Raw genomic sequence first — 15,643 nt, 5'->3', positions numbered from 1 at the left:
TATGCCTGTCCAAACCTTTCGTCCGCGTCGACACCTCTTTACGATGACCGTGGTGGCGGTCGCTGTTGCCATCGTTGTGATCGGCCTCGTCGATCGCCGAACCCAGGCCAATCAACTTCAGGAGCACGCGGCCAGGCAGGGCCTCGCTACCGTTTCCCTGGTTTCACCGAGCACGGTTACCCACACCACGCTGCAACTGCCAGGGCGGATAGAGGCCTGGTCCAGGGCCCCGATCTATGCCCGAGTCAGTGGCTATCTCACGCACTGGTCCGTCGACATTGGCGGGTCGGTGAAAGCCGGACAAGTGCTGGCAGAAATCGAAACCCCGGATCTGGATCAACAATTGCTCCAGGCCAAGGCCGAGTTGGTGACTGCCCGGAGCGAAGCGAATCAGGCTGCGAGCACGGCACGACGCTGGCAATTGTTGGCTCAAAGCCAGGCTGTATCGCAGCAAGAAGTAGAGGAAAGAACCAGTGATCTGGCGAGCAAGCGCTCGGTGGTTAACGCGTTGCAAGCCAATGTCGAACGGGCTCAGGTGTTGCAACGCTACAAGCGCATCGTGGCGCCGTTTGACGGGATTGTGACTGCACGCAACACCGATATCGGGTCGCTGATCAATGTCGGTATGACCCCAGGTAGCGAATTATTCGTGGTGTCTGATGTGCAGCGGTTGAGGGTGTATGTGAATGTGCCGCAGCGCCAACTCGCCTTCATCCGTCCTGGCGGCCAGGCGCGAATCCTGGTCCCGGAGCGTCCGGGGAAAATCTATGGGGCTACCGTGGAATCGCTCTCCCAGGCGGTCGATATCGGTTCAGGTTCGATGCGGGTTCAGCTGTCGGTTGATAACGCAGAAGGTGAGCTGCTGCCTGGCGCATTTACCAGCGTACGATTTGAATCCAGCGGGATTGCTGATGGCGTGGGGTTGCCGCCGAGTGCATTGATCATCGGCAAGAATGGGGTGCAGGTCGCCACGGTGGATTTGGCCGGGATCGTTCAGCTAAAACCGGTAGTGATCGCCCGTGATCATGGCACGGTGATTGAGTTGGCTGATGGGTTGGCCAAGGATCAACAGGTGATTGCCAACCCTCCGGACGGTCTGGCGAGCGGTGATCACGTCCGCATCGCTACCGATGCGAAGGGTTGAGGTGGACAATGCCCGACCGGGCATTGGTTAGGGGCGGTTGGTCTGTGGCTTGGGCCTCACTGTTTGGACGTCGCAGTGGCAGGCTTGATGATCAGTGCCACGATGAAGATCAGCGCGAGGCCCAGCATCACGCTGCTGCCGACGAACGCTGCTGAGACCCCCGATGCGATGGCTTGTGCACCGACATTCGACGCCTCGCCGTGAGCGAATACCACGGTGAGGATTCCCAGGCCTAATGAGCCACCCAACTGATGTGCGACATTGACCAGCCCCGAGGCTGCACCGGCATCGCGAGACTCGACATCAGTCATGCCCGCAGAGGTCAACGGGCTGAGGCTGGCACCCTGGCCTAAGCCAATCAATACCATGGGCAGCGCGACATCCACTAAGTAGTTGCTGTGAGCCGTGACTGCACTGAGCCAGATCATTCCGAGCAGGGCAAACGCGACGCCACCCGCCAGCAGCCAGGCGTTACCAAAACGTTTGGTCAGCCGCGGCACCGCCAGGGCGATGGCGAAGTTCACCAGCGTGGTCGGAAGAAAGGCCATACCGGCTTCGCTGGCGCTGAAACCGAGCACTTCCTGCAGGTATTGTGTAGTGAAAAACCAGAACCCGATCATTCCACCCAAGAACAACATCCGCGCCGCGTAGGCCCCGGCGCGAATCCGATGGGTGAACAAACGCAAGGGCAGGATGGGTTGATTGACCCGTGCTTCGTGGGCCACAAAAACCGCCAGCAACACAAGCCCACTCACCACGGTACCCAATGTGACTGGATCGCTCCAGCCAAGGGTGGTCGATTCGACAATACCAAAGACCAGGGCCGTCATTCCTGCCGTGGAAAGCACGGCACCCGCGAAGTCGAATTTGCCGGCATGCCTGGCGGTTTCGCTGAGGTAATGCCGTGCCCCGAGCATCAACGCGATGCCGATGGGTACGTTGATCAAAAACCCCACGCGCCAGGACAACCATTCGGTCAACAAGCCACCGAGCAAGAGACCGACGCTGGCGCCAATACCGGCAGCAGCGCCATAGTAGGCGATGGCACGGGTGCGCTGATTTCCCTCGGTAAAATTGGTCAGCAGCAAGGCCAGTGTGGAAGGCGCCAGAACTGCTGCGCCGATGCCTTGCAGTGCACGGGCTGCCAACAGCAACGAGGCGCTCTGGGCCAATGCAACCAATAAGGACGCCACGGTAAAAATCCCAAGCCCAACAAGGAACATACGCCGCCGACCGAGAATATCGCCGGCCCGAGCGCCCAGCAGTAACAGGCCACCGAAGGCCAGGGTGTAGGCATTTTGCACCCACGACAGTCCTGCAGTGGACATCTCGAAGGTTTGCCGGATTCGGGGCAGGGCGGTGATGACAATGGATATATCCAGCACGATCATCAAGTAGCTGCACAAAATCACCACGAGCACAGCGATCTGTCGGGGTGTCAGGTTGGCATCGGGGGTGTTGGGCATTGTTTAGTTTCTCGAGATGGCCGTTCGACAATCAGAACCAGGAGCACAGTGCCGTCCGCAGGACCTGACACCAGGTTACCGAGTACTCAGACAGGAACTGATGCAACCGGGGCTTATGAAGATGCTTCATGAATGACCCCGGCACTTGTCAAATAACGGGTCTGCGAAATCATACGGTGCGACGGAGGGCTTGATTAGTCAGCTAAGTGCGATTAGCCCGATGAACCTGGCTCATGAGTCGAGGCCATGAACCCCGCGTCGCTTCAGCCCCGATAACGCAGCGCATCCAGCAATAGTGCAAACGCGGGTGAAGCCTGGCGTCGGCTGGGGTAATAGAGATGGAAGCCCGAAAATGGAGTACACCAGTCGTCGAGTACCTGTATCAGATGTCCGGCACCGATGTGTTCAGCGACTAGATCCTCGGGAATGTAGCTCAAGCCGAACCCGTCCAATGCGGCATTAAGCAGTTGGTACACGCCGTTGTAAGTAACCTGGCCTGACACTCGCACATTCAGGGTTTCCTCACCCTTTTTAAACTCCCAGATATACAAACCGCCATTGGTTGGCAGGCGCAGGTTATTGCATTGGTGTTCTGTCAGGTCACGAGGTGTCGTGGGTATCAAGCGGTCGGCAAAGTAGGCGGGGGAACCTACCACCAGCATGCGCATGTCTGGCCCGATTCGGGTGGCGATCATGCCCTGTGCCACGTCTTCACCCAACCGCACCCCGGCATCGAAACCTTGCGCAGCGATGTCGACGAAACTGTAGTCGCAGCACACCTCGACCGAGATGTCCGGGTATTTAGGCAGGAAGGTTTTCAGCACGGGCCTGAGGACGAACTCCAGCGCGTGGTCCATCGCGTTGATACGGATGTTGCCGGACGGAGTGTCGCGCAGGTTGCTCAGCGCCGCCAGTTGGATCTCCACCTGGTCAAAATGCGGCCCCACTGTTTCAACCAGATGCTGGCCCGCTTCGGTGGGCGATACGCTGCGTGTAGTACGAGTCAACAGGCGCAGCCCCAGGCGTGCTTCGAGGCTGCGAATGGTGTGGCTCAGCGCTGACTGGGAAACCCCCAGTTTGGCCGCTGCCTTGGTAAAACTGCGCTCCCGGGCTACCGCCAGGAAGGCAAGCAAGTCGTTGGCATTTTCCCGCAGCATTAATGAGTATCTCTCATAGGTCTTTCCTGATTTTAGTGGCTAATTCTGATAGCGCGTAACCGGTAGAGTGAACAGGACGTTTCCCTGACACCTTTATCGTGCGTGCCGTTGTAACGCGCCCGTTTGACCCTTTGAGTGAGATCCGCCATGAAAAAGCTTGCCGCTACTGCGCTCTCGCTTTCACTGCTTGCCTTCGAGACCCAGGCCCAGGAGCCCCAGATGCTGACTGTCACTCCAAACGGCTCACAGCCTTCGGTTAAAGGTTCTGCGGACTATTTCATCGGAACCGTGCGTGTCGATGCACCCTTCAAGGGCACGGAGCCGGCCAAGGTCGGCGGCGCCACGGTAACCTTCGAGCCTGGTGCCCGCACTGCCTGGCATACCCATCCGCTGGGGCAGACCCTGATCGTTACCGCCGGCTCCGGCTGGGTACAGGAGTGGGAGCAACCGGTGCGTTCGATCAAACCCGGCGACACCGTATGGATTCCACCCAATGTGAAGCACTGGCACGGCGCCACTGCGACCACCGGCATGAGCCATATTGCCATTGCCGAAATGCAGGACGGTAAGGCCGTGGACTGGATGGAGCAGGTCAGCGAGCAGGTTTACACCAGCGCAAGGTAACCCCCACTTGCAGGAACCGCCATGAGCACCATGGCTGTTCCTGCAAGCATCGATCAAATCATCGGCGGTAACTTGTCCAACAGTTTGTCCAGGGTGATCGGATATTCCCGAACCCTGACACCTGTGGCGTTGTACACCGCGTTGGCAATCGCCGCACTCACGCCACACAAGCCCAGTTCACCCACACCTTTGGCCTTCATCGGCGACGAATAGGCGTCGGCTTCATCGAGAAAAATCACTTCCTGATGCGGAATGTCCGCATGCACCGGCACTTCGTACCCGGCCAAGTCGTGATTGACGAAAAAGCCCTGGCGCTTGTCCACTGCCAACTCTTCCATCAACGCAGCACCGACTCCCATGGTCATGGCACCGATGACCTGGCTGCGGGCTGAAGTCGGGTTGAGGATTCGACCCGCCGCGCACACTGCCAGCATCCGTCGTACCCGCACTTCACCGGTGGCGCTGTCGACGGCGACTTCGACGAAATGCGCGCCGAAGGTCGCTTGCGCGTATTGCTTGCTCAGATCGCCGAACTCGATGGAGTCCTCGGCGACCAATTCACCCGCCTGAGCTGCGTTACGCAAGGGCCGGCGCTGATCCCCCACGTGTACTTCACCGTCGATAAACAGCGCTGCTTGGGCATTCACGCCAAGGCGCTGGGCAACCGCTTCGCGCAGTTTCACGCACGCGGCATAGACCCCCGCCGTCGAGCAGTTGGCGCCGAACTGGCCGCCGGAACCCGCCGACACCGGAAAGCTCGAATCCCCCAGGCGTACTACCACTTTATCGAGGGGCAAGCCCATCATCTCGGCGGCGGTCTGGGCGATGATGGTGTAGCTGCCCGTGCCGATGTCGGTCATGTCGGTTTCCACGGTGACGATGCCCTGGTCATTGAGCCGAACCCGCGCCCCGGACTTCATCAGTTGGTTGTTGCGAAAGGCTACGCCAACCCCCATGCCGATGAACCAGCGCCCATCCCGCTGTGCGCCCGGCTGCCGATGTCGCGTGTTCCAGCCAAACCGCTCGGCCCCGGTTTGCAGGCACTCCACCAGTTGCCGTTGGGAGAAACGTCGTTCGGGCTGGGTTGGATCGACCTGGGTGTCGTTGAGGATGCGGAACTCGACCGGGTCGAGACTGAGCTTCTCGGCCATCTCGTCCATGGCGATTTCCAGAGCCATCAGCCCCGGGGTTTCGCCTGGTGCGCGCATGGCATTACCTTCCGGCAGGTCGAGTATTGACAGGCGTGCGCTGACCAGCCGGTTGGCGCCGGCATACAGCAACTTGCTCGGCTGCGCAGCCCGCTCGACCTTGCCTCCAGGCAAGTCACCGGACCAGCTTTCATGGCCCATGGCGGTGATCTTGCCATTGCGGTTGGCGCCGATCCGAATGCGTTGAATGGTCGCCGGGCGGTGGGTGGAATTGTTGATCATCAGTGGCCGACTCAGCGCGACTTTCACCGGCCGTCCAGACAGGCGCGAGCCGAGGGCGGCGAGCACCGCGTCCGACCTGATGAACAGCTTGCCGCCGAAGCCGCCACCAATGTAAGGCGAGATCAGGCGTACGTTTTGCTTCGGCAGGCCGAGGGTGGTGGCCAAGTCGGTGACGGACCAGTCGATCATTTGGTTAGAGGTCCAGACCGTCACCTGATCGCCTTTCCAACTGGCCATCGAGGCGAAGGGTTCCATCATGGCGTGGGTTTGATCGGGGGTGGTGTAGGTCGCGTCCAACTGCACTGGAGCAGCAGTGAACGCACCTTCGAAATCACCGTGACGGCTGTCGGCCAGTTGTTCTTTGGACTCGACCCCCGAGTCGCGAACGCTCGCTAGGTCAAACACCCCGTCGCTGCTCAGGTAGCTGATTTTTACCCGTTGCGCGGCACAGCGTGCTTGCTCAAAGGTCTCTGCCACTACCATGGCTACGGCCTGGTGGTAGTGCTGGATCTCAGGCCCGCCCAGCAGCTTGGCGGTGTTGAATTTGCCTTTGCCGAGCTTCCCTGCGTTGGCAGCGGTGACAATAGCGATCACCCCTGGCGCAGACTCGGCATCTGCCAGGTCCATCGAGGCAATACGGCCCTTGGCAATGGCCGAGCCAATCACATAGCCGTAGGCCTGGTTTGCCACGGCGTCGTGGTGTTCGTAGGCGTATGGGGCCAGGCCGCAGGTTTTCAACGGGCCTTCGACCCGGACAGTGGGCTTGCCTACCACTTTCATCTGGTCGATGGGGTTAGTCGTGGCGGGGGTATCGAACTTCATGCCTGGGCCCTCGCTTGGGCTATCACCGAGGCGAGCGTGCGCTCTACCAGGGTCAGCTTGAATGCGTTTTCATGGGTGGGGGTGGCGCCGGCCAGTAAGCGTTCGGTCAGCGCTTTCGCACCCTTGGGCATCGCCGATTCGGCTGCTTCTACTCGCCAAGGCTTGTGCGCGACGCCGCCCAGCGCGACACGACCACTACCATCCGCTTGAATCACCGCGCCCACGGAAATCAGGGCGAAAGCGTAGGAGGCGCGGTCACGGACCTTCTGGTAAATATGCGTGCCGCCCAGGGGGGCCGGCAGGGTCACGGCGGTGATCAGTTCGTTGGGCGCCAGGGTGGTTTCGATGTTGGGCGTATTGCCCGGCAGGCGATGGAAGTTCGTCATGGCAATGACCCGCGTGGTGCCGTCGGGGCGCACGGTTTCGACCTGGGCATCGAGTACACGCATCGCGATGGCCATGTCGCTGGGGTGCGTGGCAATGCAGGCATCACTGACACCGATGACTGCCGATTGCCGACTGAAGCCACCGATGGCCGCACAGCCACTGCCGGGCTGGCGCTTATTGCACGCTTGATAGGTGTCATAGAAGTAAGGGCAGCGGGTGCGTTGCAGCAGGTTGCCAGCGGTGGTCGCAACATTGCGCAGTTGGCCGGACGCGCCGGCGAGCAGTGCCCGCGACAGCACGCCGTAGTCCTTTCTGATCCGTGGGTCGGCGGCCAGGTCGGTGTTGCGAACAAGGGCACCGATCCTCAGGCCACCCTCGGGTGTGTCCTCTATGCGGTCCAGTTCAAGACCGTTGACGTCGATCAGGTGCGTCGGCGTCTCGATCTCCAGTTTCATCAAGTCCAGCAGGTTGGTGCCGCCGGCAATAAACCGCGAGCCATTGACCTGAGCCGCCAGTGCGGCGGCTTCGGCCGGGGATTTGGCGCGTAGATAAGTAAAGGGCCTCATGCACTGGCCTCCGCGACTTCACTGATTGCCTCGATGATGTTGGAGTACGCCCCGCAGCGGCAGATGTTGCCGCTCATGCGTTCCTGAAATTCGCTGGCGATCAGTTGAGGCGGGTGAGTAAGGCTGGTACTGGCATGGCTGGGAATGCCCTGGCGGATCTCATCCAGCATCGCCACCGCTGAGCAGATCTGCCCTGGTGTGCAATAACCGCACTGATAGCCGTCGTGTTTGACGAAGGCCGCTTGCATGGCATGCAATTTGTCCGGGGTGCCAAGGCCTTCGATGGTGGTGATCTTTGAACCTTGATGCATGACCGCCAGGGTCAGGCACGAATTCACGCGGCGGCCATTGGCAATCACCGTACATGCGCCGCACTGGCCGTGGTCGCAACCTTTTTTGGTGCCGGCAAGCTTGAGGTTTTCCCGCAGGGCATCGAGCAGGGTGGTGCGGGTGTCGACGTCCAGCGCCTGGGGCTGGCCATTGACGACAAAACTGAGCTTGGCCTGGATCGGTTGCGCCAGGTTGGCCGCCGAGGCTTCAGCGCATATGAAGGGTGGTAGTGCCACTGTCGCAGCAGTCACCGCGCCGACGATTAGAAATTTGCGTCGGGATATTGTCAGCAGGTCGTCCATTGGTTTTATTCCCACGTATCGGCAGCGGTTCAGGCCACGACAACGCTGGGATCCGGGTCTTCGTCGCCCGGTGCGCCACTGCATTGCCAGTATTTATCAAAAAGAGTGACCCACATGGTTGCAGAATGTTTATGCGGTATCCGGCTATAGAGTTATGCTCCCGGCTCATCAATCAGCAAAGCACGCGGTTTTATTGGCCTGCCGGGGTGCGGACGAGCTTCGTCGAGTTTGGGATAGCTATTTCAAGATGTATCAAGGGCCTTATTGGCGATCCTGACGCCCCTCGAACACCTCTTTAAGCACCGGTACCGCCGACATCGCTTTTGGCCAACCGACATAGAACGCCAGATGAGTGATGACCTCAGCGGCCTGGGTCTGGGTCAGGCCGTTATCCATTGCACGGTTCAAGTGGAATGGCAGTTGTGCGACCTGGCCTTGGGCGGTGAGGGCGGCCACGGTGATCAGGCTTCGGTCCCGTGGGGTCAGGTCGGTTTTGCGCCACAGGTCGGCAAACAGCACGTCGTTGGTGTATGTGGCCAATTGCGGGGTCACGGTACCCACAGAAGCCTCGACCAACGCTCTGCGTTCAGCTTCGCTGGCCGGGTCCAGGGGCTGGGGCTCTGTGGTCGGCGGCAGGATTTGTTCGGCGGTGAGACCGCGTTCGGTAAACACCGTTTTCGCCACGCCCGCAGCGGACATCGCATTAGGCCAGCCTGAATAGAACGCCAGGTGGGTGATCAGTGCACTGATTTCACTGGGCTTGAGGCCATTGTCCAGCCCCAGTTTTATATGCCCGGTCATCTGCGCGGTTTGCCCACCGGCCACCAGCGCTGCCAGGGTGATCAGGCTGCGATCCCGAGGGGCCAGTTCCTGGCGCTTCCAGACTTCGCCGAACAGCAATTCGGTCGTGTAGGCATAGAGTTGCGGGGTGACCTCCTTGACAACCGGCGACGGCTTGGGCGAAGGCCTGCCCCCACCTTGATCCGCCTCGGCGACGGCAGAAAAGAACAGCATGGCGGCTGTGGTGGCGATCAGTTTCATGGCATTGATCTCTGGGGGATGGCAATTGGCCGTTCAATCAAAACGCCGCTCAAGTTGCAAGCCGGACGGCGTTGGGAGGCGGAAGGTTAGACCACCAAGGTGTCGGGAACAGGCAGAGAGGCCATGTCGATCACAAAGCGATAGCGCACGTCGGAACGCTCCATACGCTCGAACGCTTCGTTGATCTGATCCATGTGGATCATTTCGCAGTCCGGCAAGATATTCTTCTGCGCGCAGAAGTCGAGCATCTCCTGGGTTTCACGGATTCCACCGATCGGTGAGCCCGCGATGCGCCGACGCCCAAGCAGCATTGATACGGTGTTCTGTTCCTCCATCGGGCCGACCTGGCCAACTATCACCAGGGTGCCGTCGACATCCAGCAATGGCACATAGGGGTTGAGGTCGTGCTTGACCGGCACCGTGTCGATGATCAGGTCAAAGCTTGATTGAGCCTTGTCCATTGCGTCTATATCGGCGGAGACCAGCAGTTGCTCGGCACCTAACGCGAGAGCGTCGGCAGTCTTGTCTTTCGAGCGGCTTAACACAGTGACTTTCGCGCCCATGCCGGCGGCCAGCTTGACGGCCATGTGACCCAAGCCACCGAGCCCGATTACACCGACTCGACTACCGGGCACGACGTTCCAGGTGCGCAGCGGCGAGTAAGTGGTGATGCCGGCACACAGCAGTGGCGCCACTTTGGCCAGGTCCAGCGTCTCAGGCACGCGCAGTACAAACTCTTCGCGGACCACCAAGTGTTTCGAGTAGCCGCCCTGAGTCGGCTCCTGGGTAATTCGGTCCAGGCCGCAGTACGTGCCGGTGTTGCCTTCGCGACAGAGCTGCTCTTCACCCTTGTGACATTGGTCGCAGGTCTGGCAGCTGTCCACCATGCACCCGACAGCGACGGTATCTCCCAATTTGTAGCGGGTGACGTCGCTGCCGATGGCAGTGACCCGACCGACAATTTCATGACCCGGGACTATCGGGTAAGTTGTCCAGCCCCAATCATTGTGGGCGGTATGCAGGTCGGAATGGCAGACGCCGCAGTACAGCACCTCCATGGCGACATCGTTACTGCGCAAGACCCGACGGACAAAGTTGAAAGGTGCCAACGGCGACTCGGACGACTGAGCGGCATAACCTACGGTTTTCATTTGCAAACCTCTCGAAGAATGGAAGACCTGAGCCGTTCCATACTAGAAACCTTTTATCAATCGATTAAGGCCAATAAACTGCATGAAGTCATGAGCTGAAATCATTAATAGAGGTGTAGGGGTTAGCCGTCGGTCATTTTCAAGGCTGCTTCAGGCAAGCGCTCGCCTTGGACCTGGATCGTCGATACCTCTTCATTAATCTGATTCAGGTCTTGCACGCTCAGTTGAAGATCGACGGCGCCGAGGTTTTCCTCCAGGCGATGCAACTTGGTAGTGCCGGGTATCGGGACAATCCAGGGCTTTTGTGCGAGGAGCCAGGCGAGTGCGACCTGTGCCGGCGTAACGTTCTTATCCGATGCGACCCGCTTGATAACGTCGACCAGCGCCAGGTTGGCCTTACGCGCCTCAGGGGAAAAGCGCGGCACGCTGTTGCGAAAGTCTGTCGAATCGAACGTAGTGTGCTCATCGATCTTGCCGGTCAGGAATCCAGCGCCCAACGGACTGAACGGTACAAAACCGATGCCCAGTTCCTCCAGGGTCGGCAGAAGTTCTGCTTGCGGCCCACGCCAGAACAACGAATATTCGCTTTGTACCGCCGTCACCGGCTGCACGCTATGGGCACGACGGATTGTTTGCACACCCGCTTCGGAAAGCCCGAAATGCTTGACCTTGCCCTCGTTGATCAGTTCCTTGATCGCCCCGGCGACGTCTTCGATCGGCACTTGCGGATCGACGCGATGCTGATAAAGCAGATCGATGCGATCAGTACGCAGGCGCTTTAGGCAAGCCTCGACGGCTGCCTTGATGTGCTCGGGTCGGCTATTGGCACCACCACGTCGCTCACCAGACTGCAGATCAATGTCGAAGCCAAACTTGGTGGCGATGATCACCTGGTCACGGATCGGTTGCAGGGCTTCGCCGAGGAGCTCTTCATTGACGAAGGGACCATAGGACTCGGCCGTGTCGAAGAGGGTCACGCCACGATCATGTGCAGCGTGGATAAGCTTGATCATCTCTTGCTTGTTGGCCGGTGGCCCATACAGGGCGCTCATGCTCATGCAGCCAAGGCCGAGGGCCGATACCTCCAGATCCTTGCCTAATTTACGATTTTTCATGGTTCTACCCTATACATGGGGGAATGGTTGATTGGCGAAGCAGTCCCCTCAAACATTGCTTTTTACTGTGCTCAGCCAGCTCTCTACGCGGTTCATTGTCTGCCTCTCCTGATCCGCTTCCATCGCAAACCCTTTGCTCAGCCGCGCCTTCGGTGCATGGCTGGCGAGTACGGTGTGGCTGCTCCCGAGCCCATAGCCGCCATGGGTGATGAAGGGAATTAAAGTCTTGCCAGAAAGATCGTGTTCGGACATGAAGGCGCGGATGACCGGCGGTGTGGTTTCTCCCCAGATCGGGAAGCCGAGGAAGACTGTGTCATAGAGCGTCATGTTCGAAATCATGGCCTCCAGGGGCGGCTCATACCCGGCGTCACGTTCTTGCCGCGCCTGCTCGACCGTCTTTAAGTAATCCTCTGGGTAGGCCGCAGCAGGCCGTATTTCGAAAAGGTCAGTGCCGAGCGCACGCTGTATCAAACCGGCGACAACCCGAGTGCTTCCTGAACGAGAGAAGTAGGCCACGAGCGTCCGTGATCCTGTTTGTCGCACGGCGCTGTCTGCCAAGACTGACGATGTTCTGCTCAGAGGCAGTGCCGCAAGAGCCATCATCACCGCTCGACGAACCGGATCGTGTTGCTCGTTCATTCGTGCCTCTCCCGTAACGTCAACGGCTCACCTATGTTCTGTAACAATCTAGCGGCCACCTGCCAAGGGGACTAGATGCTAAAGTCGGCAAAGACTATTGAAGTGAGCTCATCAATGCCGAGAGACAGCTACAACGACCTGATGGCCTTCATTGCAGTCGCGAGAGAGAAAAGCTTTACCCGCGCGGCGGCACAGCTTGGCGTCTCTCAGTCAGCACTGAGCCACACGATTCGTGCCCTTGAAAAGAAAATGGGGGTTCGTTTGCTCACCCGAACCACCCGCAGCGTCTCCACGACCGAGGTGGGAGAGCGATTGATGCAGAACGTGGCTCCCCGTTTTCATGAGATCGAGGCGCAGTTGACGGCTGTAGGGGAATTGCGTGATCGGGCGGCGGGCACTATTCGCATTTGCGCGTCGGAAAATGCTGCGCAGACCGCACTATGGCCCAGACTTGTCGAGCTACTCCCCCAATATCCCGAGATTAAAGTCGAAGTAATCGTAGAGCCGCGCTTTACGGACATCGTTGCCGATAAGTACGACATGGGCATTCGACTCGGCGACGAACTCGCCGGGGACATGACCTGCGTGCGTATCAGCCCGGATATGCCAGTGACAATCGTCGGTGCACCGGCCTACCTGGCCAAGCACCCTGCACCCAGGCAGCCCGAGGATCTGGCCGAGCACCAGTGCATAAACCTGCGGTTGATGAGCCTGGGTGAGCTCTATCCCTGGGAGCTCAGGAAGGGTGAGCAGCACGTCAACGTGCGTGTCGAGGGGCAACTTGTCTTCAACGGCTCACGGCAGATCCTTCACGCTGCCTTGGCTGGATTCGGTCTAGGGTATGTCCCGCAGGAGATAGCAAGGCCGTACATCGCCAATGGACAACTTCAGCAGGTTCTCGAAGACTGGTGCCCGACGTTCAAGGGATATCACCTTTACTATCCGAGTGGTCGGCACCTGTCGCGCGCGATGACTGTGTTGATCGAAGCACTACGCTATCCGGCAGGCTGATGCGGGCGTGGGTTGAGCACGCCGACTCATGGTTGACCGAGTTGGCATTATTCAAAGACAACTGCACCAACGAATGAACCGGGATTATAAATGGCTCGAGAAAACTTCAGCGGAGTGCTCGCTTTTGTACATGTCGTGCGCGAAGGCAGCTTTACTCGGGCGGCCGCTCAGCTCAGCGTATCGCCCTCAGCGCTGAGCCATTCCATCACAGGGCTTGAAGCTCAACTGGGCGTTCGGCTGCTCACACGCACCACTCGAAGTATTGCGACTACGGAGGCAGGCGAGCGTCTTTACATCAATGTGGCTCCGCAGTTCGAAGAAATCGATGCAGAACTCGCCGCCGTAGAGGAACTGCGCGACAAACCTGTGGGGACAATCCGAATCACCTCTGCTGAGCACGCCGCCAATAGTATTCTGTGGCCCAAACTGTCGAAAGTCCTGCACGAAAACCCCGACATCAATGTCGAGATCACGGTCGACTACACGCTATCTGACATTGTCTCCCAACGTTACGACGCAGGCGTACGCATGGGCAATCAGGTAGCCAAGGACATGATCGCCGTTCGCATCAGCCCGGACATGCGCATTGCCGTCGTAGGTTCGCCGTCGTATTTTGCAACCCGGACCAAACCAGTGACCCCCCAGGATCTGGTGCTGCACAGTTGCCTCAACCTGCGGCTTCCAACACACGGCGGGTTACTGCCGTGGGATTTTGAAAAAGATGGAGAGGTGATCAAGCTGCGCCCTCGCGGGCAATGGGTGTTCAATAGCAGCTCACCCATTGTCAGGGCAGCACTCGCCGATTACGGTTTGGCTTTTGTTCCCGAGGATATGGTGCTTGAGCACATCGCCGCCGGGCGGTTGGTCCGGGTACTCGACAACTGGTGTGCGCCGTATCCCGGCTACTACCTCTATTACCCGAGTCGAAAGCAATCCTCGCGTGCCCACACGGTCATCGTCGAGGCGTTGCGTCATAGGGAGTAAGCAGGTTCATCATCCTGAGCCCTGCACTTGCTGATCCAACGACTGTTTTGATTCATGAGCTCAATTCAGCAACCCATGCGCCGGGGTTGTCTTTTTCAATGCAGGGTATGCCCCTATGCTGGTGTGGTACTTGAACCCGCGACAAGGAAATCCGGACCATGCCGAGCCCTGTGAAGCAACTCTGCTCCCTCGTTTTAGCCACCACCGCGCTTCTGGCCGGAATTAATGCCTTTGCTACCGACAGGGGCAAGCTCGCGCCGCTGATGCTCCAGGAGCAGGGCAGCTTTGCTGCTGGCGGTAACGTCGCCAGCGCACCGGGGATTTTTGATCCTCGAAAACCGATGGAGCCGGCCGGGCAGACCTATCACGGTGACCATGCTTACGCCTTCTACCAGATCCCCGTGGACGCCCGAAAATATCCGATCATCATGTGGCACGGCGCCGGACAGTTTTCCAAGACCTGGGAAACCACGGCCGATGGCCGCGAAGGGTTCCAGACCCTCTTCCTGCGTCGCCAGTATGGTGTGTATTTGATCGACCAACCGCGCCGCGGTGGCGCCGGTCGTAGCATGCTCGAAGCGAGCCTCAAACCGGCTCCGGATGAACAGCTTTGGTTCAACCAGTTCCGCATTGGCCTGTGGCCAAACTATTTCAAGGGCGTGCAGTTCGCCCAGGATCCGCAGACCCTCAATCAGTTCTTTCGGGCGATGACCCCAAACACGGGGCCGTTCGACATGGATGTGGTCTCGGACGGAGTGTCGGCTGTATTCGACAGGATCGGCCCTGGCATTCTCTTTACCCATTCGCAGGGTGGTGGCCCAGGCTGGTTGACGGCGATAAAGAACGACAAGGTCAAGGCCATCGTGGCATTCGAGCCAGGCAGCAGTTTCGTCTTCCCGCAAGGCGAGGTGCCGGCGCCTATCCCGAGCGCATTCGACACGGTGCAAGGGGCCGTCGTACCCATGTCCCAGTTCATGGCCTTGACCCGTATTCCAATCCTGGTCTTCTACGGCGACAACATTCCTGACCAGCCAACCGATTTTCCGGCCCAGGACAGCTGGCGCGCTCGGCTGCAGATGGCGCGACTGTGGCGCGATGCCGTCAACCAGCACGGTGGCAATGTGAGCTTGGTGCATCTGCCGGAAATCGGCATTCGAGGCAATACCCATTTTCCCATGTCAGATCGCAACAACATCCAGATCGCCGACCTGGTGTCCAGGTTTCTCGCTGAGAAGCAGCTCGACTAATCAAGCGGACAGATATTTTGAACCACCCTGCGTCAGGCCCGAGCAGGTAAGGGGCGGCAATTGCGATTTCCTCTGGTGGTGCCATCTGTTTGGCGGGCGGTTACCACCAGATGGATATCACCCAAGATACCCTGAGTACCATTCAAGGCCGAATCGACGAAAACATAGACCTGCTGCGCTAACACCACACTCGCTGTGGTCGAATCGTTAACCTGTCCTTGTTCAGA

Annotated in this window: 14 protein-coding genes; 5 read left to right on the top strand and 9 right to left on the bottom strand. The window is 59.0% G+C overall.

The genetic code is table 11. The features are described 5' to 3' along the window. Position 1 precedes the first annotated feature (1 nt). Positions 2-1,144: an efflux RND transporter periplasmic adaptor subunit gene (locus tag GIR22_RS09420; RefSeq protein ID WP_154743069.1), complete on the top strand. Its 1,143-nt coding sequence runs from the start codon at positions 2-4 to the stop codon at positions 1,142-1,144. A 56-nt stretch (positions 1,145-1,200) separates the two neighbouring features. Here the strand turns inward: GIR22_RS09420 and GIR22_RS09415 are convergent, their stop codons facing one another. Together GIR22_RS09415 and GIR22_RS09410 are read right to left on the bottom strand one after the other, a co-directional pair. Then, positions 1,201-2,610, bottom strand: a complete 1,410-nt coding sequence (locus GIR22_RS09415) for an MFS transporter (protein ID WP_154743068.1) — start codon at positions 2,608-2,610, stop codon at positions 1,201-1,203. A gap of 263 nt (positions 2,611-2,873) precedes the next feature. Beyond that, positions 2,874-3,767 carry a LysR family transcriptional regulator gene (locus GIR22_RS09410; RefSeq protein WP_154743067.1) on the bottom strand — a complete coding sequence of 298 codons (894 nt, stop codon included), beginning with the start codon at positions 3,765-3,767 and terminating at the stop codon, positions 2,874-2,876. A gap of 147 nt (positions 3,768-3,914) precedes the next feature. Here GIR22_RS09410 and GIR22_RS09405 point away from each other — a divergent pair, with 147 nt between their 5' ends. Further along, positions 3,915-4,391: a (R)-mandelonitrile lyase gene (locus GIR22_RS09405; RefSeq protein ID WP_154743066.1), complete on the top strand. Its 477-nt coding sequence runs from the start codon at positions 3,915-3,917 to the stop codon at positions 4,389-4,391. A 53-nt stretch (positions 4,392-4,444) separates the two neighbouring features. Here the strand turns inward: GIR22_RS09405 and paoC are convergent, their stop codons facing one another. The 7 genes from paoC to GIR22_RS09370 form a co-directional block, all read right to left on the bottom strand. After that, the gene (gene paoC / locus GIR22_RS09400; RefSeq protein WP_154743065.1) at positions 4,445-6,643 is read right to left on the bottom strand and encodes an aldehyde oxidoreductase molybdenum-binding subunit PaoC; all 2,199 of its coding nucleotides are present in this window, start codon (positions 6,641-6,643) and stop codon (positions 4,445-4,447) included. Continuing rightward, on the bottom strand, positions 6,640-7,596 hold the full coding sequence (locus GIR22_RS09395) for an FAD binding domain-containing protein (protein WP_154743064.1): 957 nt from the start codon (positions 7,594-7,596) through the stop codon (positions 6,640-6,642). Before GIR22_RS09395 ends, paoC begins: the two co-directional genes overlap by 4 nt. After that, a complete protein-coding gene (gene paoA / locus GIR22_RS09390) occupies positions 7,593-8,228 on the bottom strand; it encodes an aldehyde dehydrogenase iron-sulfur subunit PaoA (RefSeq protein WP_154743063.1) in 636 nt (211 codons plus the stop codon). Before paoA ends, GIR22_RS09395 begins: the two co-directional genes overlap by 4 nt. 261 nt (positions 8,229-8,489) lie before the next feature. Then, positions 8,490-9,269: a carboxymuconolactone decarboxylase family protein gene (locus GIR22_RS09385; protein WP_154743062.1), complete on the bottom strand. Its 780-nt coding sequence runs from the start codon at positions 9,267-9,269 to the stop codon at positions 8,490-8,492. 86 nt (positions 9,270-9,355) lie between these two features. Then, complete coding sequence (locus GIR22_RS09380; RefSeq protein WP_154743061.1) at positions 9,356-10,420, bottom strand: NAD(P)-dependent alcohol dehydrogenase; 1,065 nt, start codon at positions 10,418-10,420, stop codon at positions 9,356-9,358. Between the two features lie 122 nt (positions 10,421-10,542). Further along, a complete protein-coding gene (locus tag GIR22_RS09375) occupies positions 10,543-11,535 on the bottom strand; it encodes an aldo/keto reductase (protein WP_154743060.1) in 993 nt (330 codons plus the stop codon). 48 nt (positions 11,536-11,583) lie between these two features. Next, complete coding sequence (locus GIR22_RS09370; protein WP_154743059.1) at positions 11,584-12,174, bottom strand: flavodoxin; 591 nt, start codon at positions 12,172-12,174, stop codon at positions 11,584-11,586. A gap of 114 nt (positions 12,175-12,288) precedes the next feature. Here GIR22_RS09370 and GIR22_RS09365 point away from each other — a divergent pair, with 114 nt between their 5' ends. The 3 genes from GIR22_RS09365 to GIR22_RS09355 all read left to right on the top strand — a co-directional run bounded on the left by GIR22_RS09365 (position 12,289) and on the right by GIR22_RS09355 (position 15,416). Further along, the gene (locus GIR22_RS09365) at positions 12,289-13,185 is read left to right on the top strand and encodes a LysR family transcriptional regulator (protein WP_154743119.1); all 897 of its coding nucleotides are present in this window, start codon (positions 12,289-12,291) and stop codon (positions 13,183-13,185) included. Positions 13,186-13,275: 90 nt separating this feature from the next. Beyond that, complete coding sequence (locus GIR22_RS09360; RefSeq protein ID WP_154743058.1) at positions 13,276-14,169, top strand: LysR family transcriptional regulator; 894 nt, start codon at positions 13,276-13,278, stop codon at positions 14,167-14,169. A gap of 263 nt (positions 14,170-14,432) precedes the next feature. Further along, positions 14,433-15,416, top strand: coding sequence for an alpha/beta hydrolase (locus tag GIR22_RS09355; protein WP_246208175.1), 984 nt, complete (start codon positions 14,433-14,435; stop codon positions 15,414-15,416). The last annotated feature ends 227 nt before the right edge of the window (positions 15,417-15,643 follow it).

It is taken from the genome of Pseudomonas karstica (genome assembly GCF_009707515.1).
Classification (GTDB): Bacteria; Pseudomonadota; Gammaproteobacteria; order Pseudomonadales; family Pseudomonadaceae; genus Aquipseudomonas; species Aquipseudomonas karstica.
This window is presented reverse-complemented; position numbering and strand designations above follow the sequence as displayed.

What these genes read in the sequence shown, in the direction of transcription:
- GIR22_RS09420 (WP_154743069.1), top strand. Translation starts at nt 2, where the DNA reads ATGCCTGTCCAAACCTTTCGTCCGCGTCGACACCTCTTTACGATGACC.
- GIR22_RS09415 (WP_154743068.1), bottom strand. Translation starts at nt 2,610, where the DNA reads ATGCCCAACACCCCCGATGCCAACCTGACACCCCGACAGATCGCTGTG.
- GIR22_RS09410 (WP_154743067.1), bottom strand. Translation starts at nt 3,767, where the DNA reads ATGCTGCGGGAAAATGCCAACGACTTGCTTGCCTTCCTGGCGGTAGCC.
- GIR22_RS09405 (WP_154743066.1), top strand. Translation starts at nt 3,915, where the DNA reads ATGAAAAAGCTTGCCGCTACTGCGCTCTCGCTTTCACTGCTTGCCTTC.
- paoC (WP_154743065.1), bottom strand. Translation starts at nt 6,643, where the DNA reads ATGAAGTTCGATACCCCCGCCACGACTAACCCCATCGACCAGATGAAA.
- GIR22_RS09395 (WP_154743064.1), bottom strand. Translation starts at nt 7,596, where the DNA reads ATGAGGCCCTTTACTTATCTACGCGCCAAATCCCCGGCCGAAGCCGCC.
- paoA (WP_154743063.1), bottom strand. Translation starts at nt 8,228, where the DNA reads ATGGACGACCTGCTGACAATATCCCGACGCAAATTTCTAATCGTCGGC.
- GIR22_RS09385 (WP_154743062.1), bottom strand. Translation starts at nt 9,269, where the DNA reads ATGAAACTGATCGCCACCACAGCCGCCATGCTGTTCTTTTCTGCCGTC.
- GIR22_RS09380 (WP_154743061.1), bottom strand. Translation starts at nt 10,420, where the DNA reads ATGAAAACCGTAGGTTATGCCGCTCAGTCGTCCGAGTCGCCGTTGGCA.
- GIR22_RS09375 (WP_154743060.1), bottom strand. Translation starts at nt 11,535, where the DNA reads ATGAAAAATCGTAAATTAGGCAAGGATCTGGAGGTATCGGCCCTCGGC.
- GIR22_RS09370 (WP_154743059.1), bottom strand. Translation starts at nt 12,174, where the DNA reads ATGAACGAGCAACACGATCCGGTTCGTCGAGCGGTGATGATGGCTCTT.
- GIR22_RS09365 (WP_154743119.1), top strand. Translation starts at nt 12,289, where the DNA reads ATGCCGAGAGACAGCTACAACGACCTGATGGCCTTCATTGCAGTCGCG.
- GIR22_RS09360 (WP_154743058.1), top strand. Translation starts at nt 13,276, where the DNA reads ATGGCTCGAGAAAACTTCAGCGGAGTGCTCGCTTTTGTACATGTCGTG.
- GIR22_RS09355 (WP_246208175.1), top strand. Translation starts at nt 14,433, where the DNA reads ATGCTCCAGGAGCAGGGCAGCTTTGCTGCTGGCGGTAACGTCGCCAGC.